Origin of the sequence: Kitasatospora sp. GAS1066B (assembly GCF_041262605.1) — a bacterium.
Classification (GTDB): domain Bacteria; phylum Actinomycetota; class Actinomycetes; order Streptomycetales; family Streptomycetaceae; genus Kitasatospora.
Window position 1 is genome coordinate 33,984 of record NZ_JBGCCO010000022.1, and the last position, 15,279, is coordinate 49,262.

The 15,279-nt window shown below is 71.4% G+C and carries 14 protein-coding genes; 5 read left to right on the top strand and 9 right to left on the bottom strand.

Going from position 1 to position 15,279, the window contains the following annotated elements; all coding sequences use genetic code 11:
• Window positions 1-59 precede the first annotated feature (59 nt).
• Window positions 60-1,331 carry a hypothetical protein gene (locus tag ABH937_RS23980; protein WP_280692488.1) on the top strand — a complete coding sequence of 424 codons (1,272 nt, stop codon included), beginning with the start codon at window positions 60-62 and terminating at the stop codon, window positions 1,329-1,331.
• 79 nt (window positions 1,332-1,410) lie between these two features.
• On the opposite strand, the gene ABH937_RS23985 is transcribed toward ABH937_RS23980, so the two are convergent.
• The 6 genes from ABH937_RS23985 to ABH937_RS24010 all read right to left on the bottom strand — a co-directional run bounded on the left by ABH937_RS23985 (window position 1,411) and on the right by ABH937_RS24010 (window position 6,848).
• Window positions 1,411-2,139 (bottom strand): uracil-DNA glycosylase, encoded by a 729-nt coding sequence (locus ABH937_RS23985; RefSeq protein ID WP_280692485.1) that lies wholly within the window; start codon window positions 2,137-2,139, stop codon window positions 1,411-1,413.
• A gap of 135 nt (window positions 2,140-2,274) precedes the next feature.
• Window positions 2,275-3,054, bottom strand: coding sequence for an HAD-IIA family hydrolase (locus ABH937_RS23990; protein WP_280692483.1), 780 nt, complete (start codon window positions 3,052-3,054; stop codon window positions 2,275-2,277).
• 152 nt (window positions 3,055-3,206) lie between these two features.
• Complete coding sequence (locus tag ABH937_RS23995) at window positions 3,207-4,637, bottom strand: carboxylesterase/lipase family protein (RefSeq protein ID WP_370219422.1); 1,431 nt, start codon at window positions 4,635-4,637, stop codon at window positions 3,207-3,209.
• Window positions 4,638-4,657: 20 nt separating this feature from the next.
• A complete protein-coding gene (locus tag ABH937_RS24000; protein ID WP_370219423.1) occupies window positions 4,658-4,831 on the bottom strand; it encodes a hypothetical protein in 174 nt (57 codons plus the stop codon).
• An 8-nt stretch (window positions 4,832-4,839) separates the two neighbouring features.
• Window positions 4,840-5,808 (bottom strand): hypothetical protein, encoded by a 969-nt coding sequence (locus tag ABH937_RS24005; RefSeq protein ID WP_370219424.1) that lies wholly within the window; start codon window positions 5,806-5,808, stop codon window positions 4,840-4,842.
• 101 nt (window positions 5,809-5,909) lie between these two features.
• Entirely contained in the window at window positions 5,910-6,848 is a 939-nt protein-coding gene (locus tag ABH937_RS24010; protein ID WP_370219425.1) for a helix-turn-helix transcriptional regulator, read from the bottom strand.
• A 189-nt stretch (window positions 6,849-7,037) separates the two neighbouring features.
• Between ABH937_RS24010 and ABH937_RS24015 the strand changes: the two genes are divergently transcribed.
• The 3 genes from ABH937_RS24015 to ABH937_RS24025 all read left to right on the top strand — a co-directional run bounded on the left by ABH937_RS24015 (window position 7,038) and on the right by ABH937_RS24025 (window position 11,204).
• The gene (locus ABH937_RS24015) at window positions 7,038-8,084 is read left to right on the top strand and encodes a hypothetical protein (protein WP_370219426.1); all 1,047 of its coding nucleotides are present in this window, start codon (window positions 7,038-7,040) and stop codon (window positions 8,082-8,084) included.
• A 26-nt stretch (window positions 8,085-8,110) separates the two neighbouring features.
• Entirely contained in the window at window positions 8,111-9,316 is a 1,206-nt protein-coding gene (locus tag ABH937_RS24020) for a DMT family transporter (RefSeq protein WP_370219427.1), read from the top strand.
• 658 nt (window positions 9,317-9,974) lie between these two features.
• Window positions 9,975-11,204 (top strand): hypothetical protein, encoded by a 1,230-nt coding sequence (locus ABH937_RS24025; protein ID WP_370219428.1) that lies wholly within the window; start codon window positions 9,975-9,977, stop codon window positions 11,202-11,204.
• Between the two features lie 21 nt (window positions 11,205-11,225).
• On the opposite strand, the gene ABH937_RS24030 is transcribed toward ABH937_RS24025, so the two are convergent.
• Window positions 11,226-13,349 (bottom strand): ATP-binding protein, encoded by a 2,124-nt coding sequence (locus ABH937_RS24030; protein WP_370219429.1) that lies wholly within the window; start codon window positions 13,347-13,349, stop codon window positions 11,226-11,228.
• A gap of 157 nt (window positions 13,350-13,506) precedes the next feature.
• Between ABH937_RS24030 and ABH937_RS24035 the strand changes: the two genes are divergently transcribed.
• Window positions 13,507-14,577, top strand: coding sequence for a Gfo/Idh/MocA family oxidoreductase (locus ABH937_RS24035; RefSeq protein WP_370219430.1), 1,071 nt, complete (start codon window positions 13,507-13,509; stop codon window positions 14,575-14,577).
• 6 nt (window positions 14,578-14,583) lie between these two features.
• Here ABH937_RS24035 and ABH937_RS24040 read toward each other — a convergent pair whose 3' ends face one another.
• Both ABH937_RS24040 and ABH937_RS24045 read right to left on the bottom strand, forming a co-directional pair.
• Window positions 14,584-14,988, bottom strand: coding sequence for a type II toxin-antitoxin system VapC family toxin (locus ABH937_RS24040; protein ID WP_280693564.1), 405 nt, complete (start codon window positions 14,986-14,988; stop codon window positions 14,584-14,586).
• Window positions 14,981-15,262: a type II toxin-antitoxin system prevent-host-death family antitoxin gene (locus tag ABH937_RS24045; RefSeq protein ID WP_280693563.1), complete on the bottom strand. Its 282-nt coding sequence runs from the start codon at window positions 15,260-15,262 to the stop codon at window positions 14,981-14,983. The genes ABH937_RS24040 and ABH937_RS24045 overlap by 8 nt, the downstream gene beginning before the upstream one ends.
• Window positions 15,263-15,279: the final 17 nt, after the last annotated feature.

Sequence of the window (15,279 nt, forward strand, 5' to 3'; positions counted from 1 at the left end):
TTTCCTGATCGCTCCCGCCCACCCGCCGAGCGACCAGACCTGACCTGGCTGGGGAGACCATGAGCAGCATCTCGCGCAGGAAAGTGCTGAGCGCATCGGCGGCCACCGCGGCCCTGGGAGCCCTCACCGCGTGCGGCAGCGGCACCTCCCACTCGGACGCGGTCACGGCCGGCAACTCACCGACCGGCACGCCCGGTAGCGGCAGCCCGGCGCCCAGCGCCTCGCCGTCCGGCAAGGTCACCCCGATCGGCGACGGCTCGACCGCCGACACCGGCCCGCAGCCGAACCAGCCCAAGCCCGACAAGCTGGCCCCCGGTCAGCGCCCGCCGCAGTTCGTGGTCTTCTCCTGGGACGGCGCCGGCGCCACCGACGACGGCCAGTTCGACCGCTTCCTGAAGCTCGCCCAGGAGAACAAGGCGACCTTCACCTTCTTCCTCTCCGGCATCTACACGCTGCCGAAGACCAAGACCAGCCTGTACCACCCGCCGCAGCACTCGATCGGCGCCTCCGACATCCCGTACCTGTCGGACGGCGCGATACGCAACACCATCAAGCTGATCAGCCAGGCCTGGCTGGACGGGCACGAGATCGGCACCCACTTCAACGGCCACTTCTGCTCCACCCGCCCCGACCACAACGGCGTCAACCGCTGGTCGCCGGACGACTGGGCGAGCGAGATCCAGCAGGCGGTCTCCTTCGTCACCCAGTGGAAGACCAACACCGGCTTCACCGACCTGCCGCCGCTGCCCTTCGACTACACCAAGGAGCTGATCGGCGGGCGCACCCCGTGCCTGGACGGCCAGAAGGGGCTGCTGCCGACCGCCGCCAAGCTCGGCTGGAAGTACGACGCCAGCTCGCCGGGCGAGAAGCAGACCTGGCCGCAGAAGGTGCAGAACGGGCAGGTCTGGAACTTCCCGCTGCAGTCCATCCCGTTCCCGGGAAAGCCCTTCGAGGTCCTCTCGATGGACTACAACATCATGGCCAACCAGTCGAACGGCGACCCCAAGGGCGACCCGAGCAAGCACGACGAGTGGCACACCCAGGCCGCCGGCGCCTACCTGGCGGGCTTCAACCGCGCCTACAACGGCAACCGGGCGCCGTTCTTCGTCGGCAACCACTTCGAGCAGTGGAACGGCGGCATCTACATGGACGCCGTCGAGACGGCGCTGAAGCAGATCGCCGGGCAGCCCGAGGTGCGCCTGGTGTCGTTCCGTCAGCTGGTGGACTGGCTGGAGGCGCAGGACGAGTCGACGCTGCGCAAGCTGCGGACGCTGAACGTCGGCCAGGCGCCGGCCAATGGCTGGGAGAGCTTCCTGGGCACCGCCGGCTGATACCGACGCTCGTGAGCCCCTGCGGCGACACTCCGCCACAGGGGCTCACGCCTCCTCACCCCGCTGTCAACGCGCCGGGTCAGGCGCCGAGATCCGGGATCCGCCAGTCGATGGCCTTGCCGCCGAAGCCGGCCAGCGCCGCGTCGATCTGCGAGAACGGCTTGCTGCCGAGGAAGAGCTTGGCCGACAGCGGCGAGGGGTGCGCGCCCTGCACCACGGCGTGCCGCGTGGTGTCGATCAGCGGCAGCTTCTTCTTCGCGTAGTTGCCCCAGAGCACGAAGACGCAGGGCTCGGGCCGGTCGCTGACCGCCTTGATCACCGCGTCGGTGAACTTCTCCCAGCCCTTGCCCTTGTGCGAGTTGGCCTCGTGCGCGCGCACCGTGAGCACCGCGTTGAGCAGCAGCACGCCCTGCTCGGCCCACGGCATCAGGTAACCGTTGTCCGGCACCGGCAGGCCCAGGTCGCTGTGCAGCTCCTTGAAGATGTTGCGCAACGAGGGCGGGGTCTTCGTCCCGGGCAGCACCGAGAAGCTCATGCCGTGCGCCTGGCCGTTGTCGTGGTACGGGTCCTGGCCCAGCACCAGCACCCGCACGTCCTGGTAGCCGGTGGCGGCCAGCGCCGAGAAGACCCGCCCGCGCGGCGGGAACACCTCGTGCTCGGCCCGCTGGGCGGCGACGAACTCGGCCAGCTGCGCGAAGTACGGCTGCTCCGTCTCGGCGGCCAGCACCTCCCGCCAGGGCTCCGGCAGTTCGAACTCTCCCCCGCGCTCGTCGTCCGGCACGGTGTCCACCTCAGCGACCTCGGTCACCACATCAACCTTCCCCAACCGGGCGGGCCCCAGCGGCCCGTCCGCCATCGTTCATCCCGCACGCTACACAGCCGCGCCGACAACCTTCGCCCGAGCCCGGCCCGCGCCCGCCGGGGCCCGCCCCCTGAGCATCCGTCAGACCAGCTCGATCAGATCCGCGATCGACTTGACCACCCGGGTCGGCCGGTACGGGAACCGCTCGATGTCGTCCTTCGAGGTCAGCCCGGTCAGGACCAGCACCGTCTCCATGCCCGCCTCCATGCCGGCCACGATGTCGGTGTCCATCCGGTCGCCGATCATCACGGCGCTCTCCGAGTGGGCCCCGGCGGTGTTCAGCGCCTCACGCATCATCAGCGGGTTGGGCTTGCCGACGAAGTACGGCTCGACGCCGGTGGCCTTGGTGATCAGCGCCGCGACCGAGCCGGTGGCCGGCAGCACGCCCTCGGTGGAGGGACCGGTCTCGTCGGGGTTGGTGCAGATGAACCGGGCGCCGGCGTTGATCAGCCGGATCGCCTTGGTCAGCGCCTCGAAGCTGTACGTGCGGGTCTCACCGAGCACCACGTAGTCGGGGTTGTTGTCGGTGAGCACGTAGCCCACCTGGTACAGCGCGGTGGTCAGCCCCGCCTCGCCGATCACGTAGGCGGTGCCGTCCGGGCGCTGGCCCGCCAGGAACTTCGCGGTGGCCAGCGCCGAGGTCCAGATGCACTCCTCGGGCACGTGCAGGCCCATGCCGGCCAGCCGGGCGGCCAGGTCGCGCGGGGTGTAGATCGAGTTGTTGGTCAGGACCAGGAACGGCTTGCCGGACTCCTTGAGCCGGCGGATGAACTCGTCGGCGCCCGGGATCGGGGTGCCCTCGTGGATGAGGACCCCGTCCATGTCGGTCAACCACGACTCGATGGGCTTGCGCTCTACCACCTGGGTATCTCCTCGGTCTCACAACGGTTCTGAACGATCTTGCGCATCGCTCCGGACCGGGCACCGTCGGCCGGCCGGGCGCCACAGGCTGCCCCAACGCGCACCAGCGTAGTCGTCCAGTGCCGCCACCGTGCGGGCACCGACTGCCACACCTACTTCGGGTGGAGCCGGCCGAGGTCGTCCCCCGCGCAGTAGCGGTGGGTGGTGTCCTGGTCCCAGCCGGGTTCGCCGGTGGTGGCGAAGCGGACCCAGTCGCCGTGCATCTCGGCGGCGAGCTCGAGCGGGGCGCGACCCGTGCCGAGCAGGGCGTGCTCACCCCGCAGGGCGGGCAGCTTCAAGCGATCGAAGACGAAGGGCAGTTCGAGGCAGTGGCAGGCGCCCAGTGCGCCGGCGAAAGCCTGCGACCGCCAGGCGAATTCGTACCTGAAGGTTCGTCCGCCCGATCGGGAGGCGTGTGCCTGCGCCAGTCGACGACTGCCGGCGGTGAACGTATCGGTGATCATTCGCGAGAGCAGGCGACCCGGCCTCTCGCCCGGGAACCGTGCCCGGTAGGCGGCCACCTGCTGCTCCGGATCAGCAACGCGGCGTCGGGCGGCGGCGAGCAGCTCGACATCGGTCGCCGTGTCCAGCACACCGGAGGGCACGGTGTAGGTGTCGGCCTCGTCCGTGGTGGTGCCGATCAGGAGTTCCGTTCCGGTGGCAGCCAGCACTGTCCTGGCCGGCTGTCCGTGCAGGAGGATGCCGTCGATGACGGGTCTGAACGGGCTGGATCCCAGCATGGTGTCCAGGAAGCCGTGCGCGGCGTGATCGATCGGCGGCAGTTCTCCGATCAACGCGGTGAGCCGGGCGTCGGTCAGTTCACCCAGCGCCACGGCGGTGGGGGCGGTTCCGAGGGCCTGGGCGACGGCACCGGTCACGCGTGCGGCCTGCTCCGGTTCGTAGGCGCACTCACCGGTTCCGCTCTGGCTGATCGCGCGCTGGAACAGGCCGTCCGCCTGCGGGCAGGCGAGCAGGGACGCGACGATCATCGCACCGGCCGACTGCCCGCAGACGGTCACCCGCGCGGGGTCACCGCCGAAGACGTGGATGTTGGCTGCGACCCAGCGCAGCGCGGCGATGACGTCCAGCAGCCCGCGGTTGGCAGGGGCGTCGGGCAGGTCCAGCCAACCCGCCACGCCGAGACGGTAGTTCAGGGTGACCAGCACCACCCCGTCGCGGGCGAAGGAGGTACCCTCGTACAGCTCGGACTGTCCGGTGCCGGAGATGAATCCGCCGCCGTGCACGAACACGATGACGGGAAGACCGCCTCCTCCGGGACCGGGAGTGCTCACGGTGACGGTCAGGTAGTCCCCACCTCCGCTCGGGCCGGCCCCGAGCAACGGGGTGAGGTCCAACAGCCCGAAGTCCCGGGCCGGCGCGGGGGCACTCGGCCCAGGCCGGGTGGCGTCCCGGATCCCGTCCCACCGGGGCGGGGGGCCCGGCGCGGCGAAACGTGCCGCGCCGACCGGGGCGGCGGCATACGGGATGCTGTGGAAGACGGCGCACCCGCCCTCCACCACGCCGCGGACCTGACCGGTGGCCATGCGCACGACTGGCGGACTGTTCATGTGGTGAAACCCCACTTCTTGACGGCGAACGCGCCGGCGGATCGTTCGATCTCGGCAGCCAGTCCGCCGCGCAGGTGAGCGGGGAACATCTGCGCGGGTGGCCGGGTCGCCATCTCGTGCTCCAGGACACGGTCGATCCTGACCCGGCCCACCGTCATCGTCGTCGTCATCGAGCTGGTCAGCGCAGCTCCCGCAGGCCCACGGTCAGCAGGTTGGGGTCCTTGGCGGTGACGTAGGCGGCATCGAGCACGTACACCGTTCCGCACCGCACCTGGATCGCTGTGGGGTTCTGCAGGCCGTCCGCGGCGGTCAGCACGGTGGAGTGGCTGCCGTCGGGACGGATCCGGACGACCTGGTCGGTGTGGTTGAGCGCGGCCAGGATCTCGTCACCGCGGCCGGTGAAGGCGAAGTCGTCGACGGTGGTCAGTCCGGTGGCCCGGGTCTGGACCGGACCGGGCCGGCGCCCCGGCAGGAAGGGGATCCGCACGATGGTGCCCTGGTCGGTGTTGGACACCCACAGCGCGTTGTTGTGGATCTTCAGTCCGTTGGCACCCGCCAGACCGGAGAAGGCGAGTTCAGGCGCGGTCGACCACGCGGTTGCCGGCCCGCCGGCCTTGGGGACCGCCCAGATCGTGCCGAGCACCGAGTCGGCGATGTAGAGCATGCCGTGCCGCTGGTCCAGCGCCATGCCGTTGGGCAGGGCGGCGGCGGGCAGCGCGGCGATGCGCTCCGGGGTTCCGTGCGGGCGCAGCCGCCACACACCGGTCAGGTCGGCGGTGCCGGCGGCGTACAGGAAGTACAGGGTTCCGTCGGCGTCGCGGTCGATCCCCATGGTCGCCGCGAAGTGCAGAGCGGGCGTGTTGACCCCGCCGTCAGCAGGCAGCGGCATGGTGGCCAGGATGTGCGTCGAGCCGTCGGCATCGACCCGGGCGACCTGCCGGGCCACCGAGAAGGTCACGTCGAGACTGCCGTCAGGTTCGGTGGCCGCGTTCTCCGGTGTCTGCCCCGAGGCCAGGTCGAAGTGTGCGGCGACATGGACGGCCGCCTTGCCGGGTTGGGCCGCGGCGGCCGGCACCGAAGCGAAACCGAAGGTTCCGATCACGACGGACGCGACCGCCAGGGCTACTCCTGACAGTTTCTTGTTCATGCTGTTCTCGTCCGTTCCGGCGCGCGGACATGGCGCGCCCTGGAGGAAGGTGTCGTATCGGGGAAGGGTGCCTCGCAGGACGTATGCGCCCGGATTCAGCTTCAGCGAGGGCTGTTGGTGACCGTCGGCGTGGGTTCCGCGGTTTCGGCGTGCCCGGTGCGCTCGGCGTGCACGGTGCGCGGCGCGGTCGGGGTGTCGAGTCGGGCGAGCAGCGAGAGCGCCGCCGCGGACGCGGTGTCGGCGCCCGCCGTGGCCACGACGATGCGTTGGCCCTCTTCGCCGGGGACGTTCAGGGACTGCAGATTGAGCTCCATGCGGCCGACGACCGGGTGGTGCATGCGGTACGCCGCAAGGGCCCACTTCCTGACCCCGTGCTCGGCCCAGATCGTGGCGAACTCCGGGCTCTTCATGGTCAGTTCACCGATGAGCGAGGCCAACCGGGGATCGTCGGGGTGCCGCCCGGCGGCGAGCCGGAGCTTGCCGACCACGTTCCTGGCCTTCTTCGGCCAGTCCACGAACAGGTCCCGGGTGTGCGCGTCCAGGAACACCAGTCGCGCCATGTTCGGGCGCTGGTCGGGCTGATCGGGGATCCGCGGGTCCAGATGCCCGGCGAACAACGAGTGTCCGGTGCGGTTCCAGGCCAGTACGTCACTGCGGCGGCCGAGCACGACCGCGGGTGTGTCGCCGAGCGCGTCGACCAGTTGCCGGGTCGCGTCGCCGGCCCGCTCCGGCGCGGGCCTGCGCCAGGTGGTGGTGCGGCGTGCCGCGCCGGCCAGATCGTGCAGATGGGCGCGCTCCACCTCGTCGAGACCGAGGGCGCGGGCCAGCGCCTCCAGCACCTCGGGTGACGCGTTGAGCGAGCCGCCCTGTTCAAGTCGCGTGTAGTAGGACAGGCCCACCCCGGCGAGCTGGGCCAACTCGTCACGGCGCAGCCCGGGCACACGACGGCGCTCTCCGAAGTCCGGGAGCCCCACATCCGCCGGCTGCAACTGCGCTCGGCGGGTCCTGAGGAACTCTCCCAACGGCGGCTTCTTGTTCATGCCCCGAGTATCCGGCAACGGGACGTCAGAGAGCCTGCCCCTGGCAAGGGCAGGCTGCGAGCCGCCGACGCCAGCACACTCGGAGCCACGAGCAGCACGCACTGTCGACCTCGGCTCGACTCAACTCGCCCTTGAGCAACTGGAGTTCGAAGGGCTAGCGCAAGCCGGGGCAGAAAGGAAGCACGACCCATGAGGCTGAAGCTCTCCGCGATCACCGTGGCCCTCGCCGCGACCCTCGCACTCGGTACCGCACTGACCGGCGCCACCGCCGCGTATGCCACGCCCGGCCACAGTCACTCCTGCACGCCGGCACCCGGCATCATCGCCGCCAAGGGTCCTGGCGTCTTCCCGCATTCCGCGGACTACGACCCCAACTCCGGGACGTTCGTGGTGGGTTCGCTGGCCCACAGCACCCTCTCCTCCGTCGGCCCGGACGGGACGGTGCGGACCCTCGTCGACGACAAGGACATGGTGTCCCTGCAGGCCGTCCGGATGGACTCGGCACGGAACCGGATCGTGGCCACCAACGTCGACTACGGACTGGCCGACCGTTCCACGCCCGCGACGAAGTTCCGGATCGCGGGGGTCGCCGCCTACGACGCCCACAGCGGACGCCGGGAGTGGTACGCCGATCTGGACAAGGTCGCGAACGACGGCAAGCAGCATCTGCTGTCCGACGTGACGATCGCTCCCGACGGCACGGCGTACGCCGTGGACGAGTTGACCCCGACGATCTTCCGCATCGACCGCCACGGCCACGCCTCCGTCCTGCTGCGCGACGACCTGCTGGCCGGGAACCTGGACATCCCGGGCTTCCTGAACGGCGTGGGCATGAGCGCCGTCGCCTGGATGCCCGGGAACCTCCTCATCGTCGCCATGGCCGACGGCAGCCTGGTGCGAGTGCCGGTCCACCACCCCGAACAGGCCGCCAAGGTCCAGCTCTCCACCGGGCTCAAGACCATCACCGCGAGCATCCGGGTCCTGCCGGACGGGTCGATCGCCGCGGTCAGCAGCGGACTGCTCAGCGGACAGGCCGCCGTCGTGCAGCGGGTCCGCCCGGCCCACCAGTGGAAGTCCGCCACCGTCACGGTCACCGACACCGTCACCGACCCGGTCACCAGCGCCGTCACGGCCGGCCCCGGGGGCACGACCTACGCGCTCAGCGGCGGCCTCGCCGCCCTGCTGGCCGGCCGACCGAACGACGGCTTCACGCTACGCCGCGTGAACGTGCGCTGACCGCCCTACCGGCCGCCCACGAAAGCGTGAAGTCCAAGCTCGATCCGCTGTCCATGGTGGCGATGGCGGTCACCGTGTTCTCCGTCTCGGCCACCGCCCCGCTCACCGCCGCAGCCTCCGCCTCGCCGCTCGCCATGGCCTTCTGGCGCAACTGCCTCGGCTTCGCGGTACTCGGGCCGCTCCTGCTGTTACTACGCCGTCGCGAGGTGGTGCGCGTCGCGCGGGGCGAGCGCGGCCTGCTGCGCCGGGAACAGTGGCGGCCCCTGGTCTTCGGCTTCCTCGCGGCCACCGCGCTCGCCCTCCACTTCGCGGCGTTCATGACGAGCACCCGGCTGACCTCGGTCGCCATGTCCACTGCGCTGGTCGCCACCCAGCCCGTCTGGCAGGCCCTCATCGCCGCGGGCCAGGGCCGCCGGGCGTCCCGCCGGACCTCGGCGGGTCTCGCGCTGTCCGTGGTGGGAGCGGCCGCGGCGGGCGGTCTCGACATCAGGTCCGGCGGTACGGCACTGACGGGTGACCTGCTCGCCCTCCTCGGCGCCGTCGCCCAGGCCGGGTACACAGCGCTGAGCGAACGGTCGCGCGCGGATGTGAGCACACCGCTGTATTCGACGTTCACTTCACTGGTCTGCGGTCTGGAACTCCTCGTCGTCTGCCGGCTGGCCCACATCCCGCTGACGGGCTTCGACAGATCCACCCAACTGTCACTGCTCGGACTGCTCGTGCTTCCCCAGATCCTGGGGCTCGGCTCGCTGAACTTCGCCCTCGGCAGGACATCGGCGACGACGATGAGCGTCCTGCTCCTGCTGGAGACCCCCGTGGCGGCGCTCGCCGCGTGGTGGTTCATGGGGCAGGGCATCAAGCCCGCGACCGTGCCCGGGCTCCTGTTGATCATCGTCGGCGTCACGGTCGTGGTGACGAGCGGCGTGGAACAAGCCACGGCACAGCAGGGCAGACACCGCCGTACGGCAATACCGCCCTACCCGGCCCACGCCCCGTACACGCCCCAGCCCCCGTACACACCACCGCACCTGACGTTCCCGCACCCCGTCAGACGGGACCCCCGAGTGGACTGGGCAAGGCACACCGAGGACGACAGCCCGACGGTCATCCTCACCTATCACGGTGCGGGGGCGTTCGACACCCTGTTCTTGCGCATGCCGCACGCGGCGGAAGAGGAGCCGGGCCTCGACGGTCCCACCGAGGCACGGGCGGACGACAGCCGACAGCGGTAGAACGCCCGTCCGATCGCGGCAAGCATCCGCTGGACCGTCCACCAGGCCGGCATGGTGGTGTTCATCGCTAAAGTGATTGCCTTATGGCCTGTATGACAGGGAGGCAGCACGTGGCAGTCGGACCCCAGCCGATACGAGTACCGGTAGGGGACGGGTCCGCTCGGTGGGCGAGCCGGACGGCGGAGCGGCGTGTGTTGCTGGTGATTCACAACGTGACTTCAGCCGGACGCCTACTGGACGTGCTGCCCCTGTTCCATGACGATTTCCGGGTTCAGCTGCTGGTCACTTCGACGGGATCGTCAGCATTCCAGGGTGGGATCGACGAGCTTCTCGCTGACGAGGGCCTACCCGTGCTGCCGTGGGAACAAGCGCTGTCGACGCCTGTCGACCTGGCGATCTCGGCCAGCTTCGGCGGCCAACTATCCCTACTGAAAGGGAAATTGTCCATACTCTCTCACGGGGTGGGATACACTAAAAAGCTAGCCGGGAGCCGGGAGCCGGGAGCCGGGAGCCGGGAGCCGGGAGCCGGGAGCCGGGAGCCGGGAGCCGGGAGCCGGGAGCCGGGAGCCGGGAGCCGACGTTCGGACTGTCGGCCGAGTGGCTCCTGGCGGACGGCGAGCCGTTCGTCGACGGACTCGTGCTGTCCCACCCCGAGCAGGTGGAACGATTGCGCCGGACGTGCCCGGAGGCCGAGGACACGGCAGTGCTCGGCGGCGACCCGTGTTTCGACAGGCTGCTCGCTGCCCGCCCGTACCGCGAACGGTTCCGACGAGCCTTGGGCGTACGCGAGGGCCAACGGCTCCTCGTACTGAACTCGACCTGGAACCCCGAGGGATTCTTCGGGAACCGCGGCGGCCAGGATCTCCTGCCCGCACTACTCCCCCGGCTCGCCGCCGAGTTGCCGGCGGACGACTACCGGCTCGCGGCCGTCCTTCACCCGAACATCTGGTACGGACACGGTCCCGGGCAGATCCGGGCCTGGCTGAACCGAGCCCGCCTCAACGGCCTCACCCTGGTCGATCCCGTCCATGCGTGGCGCCAGGCACTCCTCGCGGCGGACGTCGTCCTGGGGGACTTCGGGGCGGTGACGTACTACGCCGCCGCGCTCGGCACTCCGGTGCTGCTCGCAGCCGACGGCCAGGACCGGCTGGACCCTGAAGCACCAGTCGCACGGTTCGTCGCGGAAGCACCACGGCTGGACCCACACCAGCCCCTGCGGGCCCAGTTCGACGACCTGATCGCGGCCCACCGTCCGCTCCCCGGCCCGACAGAGTTCGTCACCTCCGCACCGGGCGCCTCGGCGGCCCTCCTGCGACGGCACTTCTACGCGTTGCTCGAGCTGCCGGAACCAGAGGGCCGAGCCCTGTTCGAACCGCTGCCGCTGCCACCGTACGATCCGCCGCGGCGGACGGCCCCGATGCAGGTCCGGACGGTCGTCGACGGCACGGACATCACGATCGAGCGATCCGCCGTGCTGCCGTACGGGGCGGACGGCGACGTGCACCTCGCCGTGCACGAGGCCACCCGGGACAGCAGCGTGCTGGAGCTGGCCGACGTGATCACGCGGGAAGCGGATCCGAACGATCCGCGGCTCGGGGGCCCACCGTCGTGGACGGCGGACGTACTGCGCCGGCATCCGCAGTGCGCGGTCGCCGCGTTCATCGTCGGCCCGGATCTGTGTTTCGTGCGGACACGAGCCCACGGGAGCTTCCGGTTGGCCGCCGGTCCGGGCGCGGACGCCGACCCCACGGCCTACGCCTCGGCGCTCTTCGCCTGGCTGGCAGCCGGCGGAACGATCCCGGCGGACGGGACCGCCACCCTCCGCATGCACACGGCCTCCGGTCCCCATCCGATGGTCGTGGAGAGCCGGCGGGCATCGCAGGGATGACGCCCGGCCGCCGCCCAGGCCCTACCCCGCGGCGACCTCGCAGCGCAGCCGCAACGCGGCGAGGTACTGCAGGTGCGGCACAGCCTGCGGCGGAAGCAGCTGCTCCGCCTCGGCGACCTTCGCGAGAGCCACGGCGTTCTGGCCCGCATCGTGCAGGGTTTCCGCCAGGTCGGTCAGCGCACGGCCCTGGTTGTAGGCCTCACCCTGCGCGGCGAAGAACTCCGCCGCGGACTCCAGGAGCCGCTGCGCCTGCGCCAGGTCTCCCGTGCCGCGCAGAGCGCGTCCCTGGTGCCGCGCGGACAGGGCGAGGGCTCGCGGGAGATCCGCCGCCCCTTCCTGACCGGAACCGATCTGCCGGTAGAGCCGCTCGGACTCGACGAACCGCTCGTGTGCCTGCTCGTACTGCCACCGGTGCAGGTTCATCAGGCCCAGCAGTTCCACCGAGGACGCCTCTCCCCTCAGGTGACCGGCCGCGCGCTCGCTCGCCACAGCCGCCAGCGCCGCAGCCTCGGCGTCGTCCATGCGGCCCATCTCGCCCAGGCAGTGGGCAAGTTGGAACTGCAGGGCACCGGCCGTCCGCGGATCCGCGTCGCCGTCCTCGGCGCAGCGGACCGCGACGAGCAGAGCGGGGAGCACCTCGTCCCAGTACCCGGCCTTCAGCTGGAGCGGCCACAGCGCGCGAGCCAGCCGCAGCGACGTCGTCGTGTGGCCGTACTCGTCGGCCACGGACACCGCCCGGACCACGTTCCCCAGCTCGGCGGCCAGAACCGCCACGCCCTGCGCCTCACCGCGGGAGGTCTCCCCGTTCTCCGGAGCGGGTTCGGTGCGCCAGCTCTGCGGCAGCGCGGCATGTGCGGCGTGCAGGACCCGGGCGAGCAGGGCATCGAGTACGCGGCGGACGCCCGCGGCGCACTCGGCGATGCCGAGCTCGATCGCGGCGGCATCCGCCAGGTGACGGCGCACCTGAGGGCGGTAGCGGTAGCGGCCGTCGCCCAGTGCATCGACTAACCGGGCCTCCGCGGCCTCGGCGAGCATCCGGGCCGCCTCGCCGGGAGCAGTGAGCGCGGCAGCCGCGGCCAGCCCGGCGTCGATCGAGGGCAGCCCGACCAGCGCGGTGAGCTGGCACAGTCGCTTCACCTCGGGCCGCACTCCGCCGCAGATCTGCCGGACCATGTCCCTCAGTGGATCGGTGCCCGCCGGTGCGGTCGCCAACTCCTGCTCCGGGCCCGCCTCGTTCAGCAGGCACACCGTCCGCGAGCGCAGTGCCAGCGCGTTGCCCGCGCACCGCTCCAGGAGCTCCTTCATGTGCGGACCGAGCTGAGCGGATGCCTGCTTTCCCGCCGTGCTCCGAACGAGCTTCGCAGCGTGGCGGTCGGTCAGGGGAGCAACCTCCACCCGCTCCGCCTCCAGTTGGAAGGGCCGGCCCGATACGACGACGAGAAGGAAGGCGTCGGGCGTCGCGGGGACGAGGCCGCGCACCTGGGCGGGCGACGACACGTGGTCCACCACCACCAGCACCCGGCGCCCGTCGACCAGACGCCGGTAGAGGCGCTCCCGGCCCGCTTCCGTGGCCGGCAGCTGATCGGGCTCGACCCCCATCGCGCGCAGCAGGCGCAGCAGGACCACGGACGATCCGAGCCCGCCCTCGCCGGCTCCGTCCCGCATGTCGACGTAGAAGCGGCCGTCGGGGAACCGGGCGAGGAGAGTGGCGCCCAGGTGCAGAGCCACCGACGTGGTGCCGATCCCCGGCGGCCCGTGCAGCAGGGCGACCCGCGGCCGACCAGCTGCGGGCCGAGTGGCTTCACGCCGCACCCTGCGAAGCACAGCCTTGTGGTTGGTGAAGTCGCGTGGTGCGGGAGGGAGTCCACCGTCCAGCCGGAGGCCCTCGACCTGCTCCGGAAGGCTCCTGGCCAGGGCCGCCCACTCAGCTGCCTGCTGCGGATCGTGCTCCATACGTGCATGGAGCTGCGCCGCGAGGCTCTCCCGTTCCTCCTGAGTGCGTGGCAGCGGCGTTTCACGCCCCAAGGTCCTGCGCGTGAGCGCCCCCGTGGAGACGACGAGTTGCTTGCCCATCTCACCGGCGGCGCCGTTGCCCACCGCGGTGATGAACGCGGTGAGTGCGCTCACCGCCATGATCTCCAACACGTCGGCCTCCCCCTGGCGCCCGATCCGGCCACAGCCGGACTGTATCCCGCAGTACCGCTCCGGGGAATCCTTCCAGACCGCTACCGAGGTGGGCGTCATGGCGCGGGCAGCGCGTCCCGCTCCCCGGACCGGAGGCCGCCGTGATGGAGTGAGAGGCATGACCTCCGCCTCCCCCGCCCCGTACCGCGTCGCCCTGATCGGCTACGGCCTGGCCGGCTCCGCCTTCCACGCCCCGCTGATCGCCACCACCCCGGGACTGCGCCTGGACGCCGTGGTCACCGCGAACCCCGAGCGCCGTGCCCAGCTGGCGAGGGAGCACCCGGACGCCCGCGCGCTGGACACCCCCGAGCAACTCTTCACCGAGGCCGCGGAGTTCGACCTGGTGGTGATCGCCAGCCCGAACCGCACCCACGTGCCGCTGGCCAGGGCCGCGCTGCACGCCGGACTGGCCACCGTGGTGGACAAGCCGCTGGCCGCCACCGCCGAGGAGGCGCTGGCCCTGTGCGGCCTGGCCCAGTCGCGCGGCGCGCTGCTGACGGTCTTCCAGAACCGTCGCTGGGACAACGACTTCCGCACCGCCCGCCGGCTGATCGAGGCGGGGACGCTGGGCCGGGTGCACCGCTTCGAATCGCGCTTCGAGCGGTTCCGGCCCAAGCCCAAGGCCGGCTGGCGCGAACTGGCCGACCCCGCCGAGGCCGGCGGCACCCTCTACGACCTGGGCAGCCATCTGGTGGACCAGGCGCTCACCCTGTTCGGCCCGGTCAGCACGGTGTACGCGGAGATCGACACCCGGCGCGACGGCGCGGCGGTGGACGACGACGCCTTCCTCGCCCTCACCCACGCCGGCGGCGTCCGCTCGCACCTGTGGACCAGCGCGATCTCCCCGCTGGGCGGCCCCCGGCTGCGGGTGCTGGGCGATCGGGCGGGCTACGTGAAGTTCGGCATGGACCCGCAGGAGGCGGACCTGCGAGCCGGCCGGCGGCCCGGGGACGGACGCCCCTGGGGCACCGAGGACGCCGCACTGCACGGCACGCTCGGCACCGACGAGCAGGCGGCCCCGGTCGCCACCGACCCCGGCGACTACCCAGCCTTCTACACGGGCCTGGCACACGCGCTGGCCACCGGCACCCCGCCGCCGGTCGACCCGCTGGACGCGGTCGCCACCCTCACCGTGCTGGAGGCGGCCCGGCGCAGCGCGGCGACGGGGCAGACCGTGGCACTGGTCTGAGCCCGCTCAGACCGCGATCACCTCGACCGCCCGTTCCAGGCCCCGGAAGTCGGCGGCGTTGCGGGTGAAGAGCGGCAGCCCGTTGGCCGAGGCGACGGCGGCGATCATCAGGTCCATCCGGCGCGGGCGCGGATCGCGCCCCGCCGCGATGGTCAGCGCGACCAGCGTCCCGTACCGCGCCGACGCCGGCCCGTCGAACGGCAACGGTTCGAAATCGGCGACCGCCGCGCCGAGCTTCTCCAACCGCCCTGCCCTGGACGCCGCGTCTCTGGCCATCGCGACGCCCTGCTGCAGCTCGGCCAGGCTGATGGCGGTCAGCTCCGGGAGGACCGGCAGGCTCGCCGGATCGAGCAGGTCCAGGTCGATGTAGGTGCACGTGTCCAGTACGCCCGAGGGCCGGCGCTCAGCCACGCCGTCGCTCGAACGGGTCGCCGTCCTCGCCAACACGGTCCTCGGTGCCGAAGAACTCGTCGGCCTCCTGGCGCATCAGCGCGTAGTCGACCCGAGGCAGCCGCGCATGGCGGGCCACCAGTTCCTCCGCGCTCAGCCGGCGCCGCCGGGCGACCGGGCGCAGCTCGGCCACCTCGACGCCGTTGCGGGTGATGAGGTAGCTCTCACCCGCCTCCACCGCGTCCATCACCGTCGCGGAGTGATTGCGGAACTCGCGCTGGGTAATCGTCTTCATACAGCCATCGTAGCTCT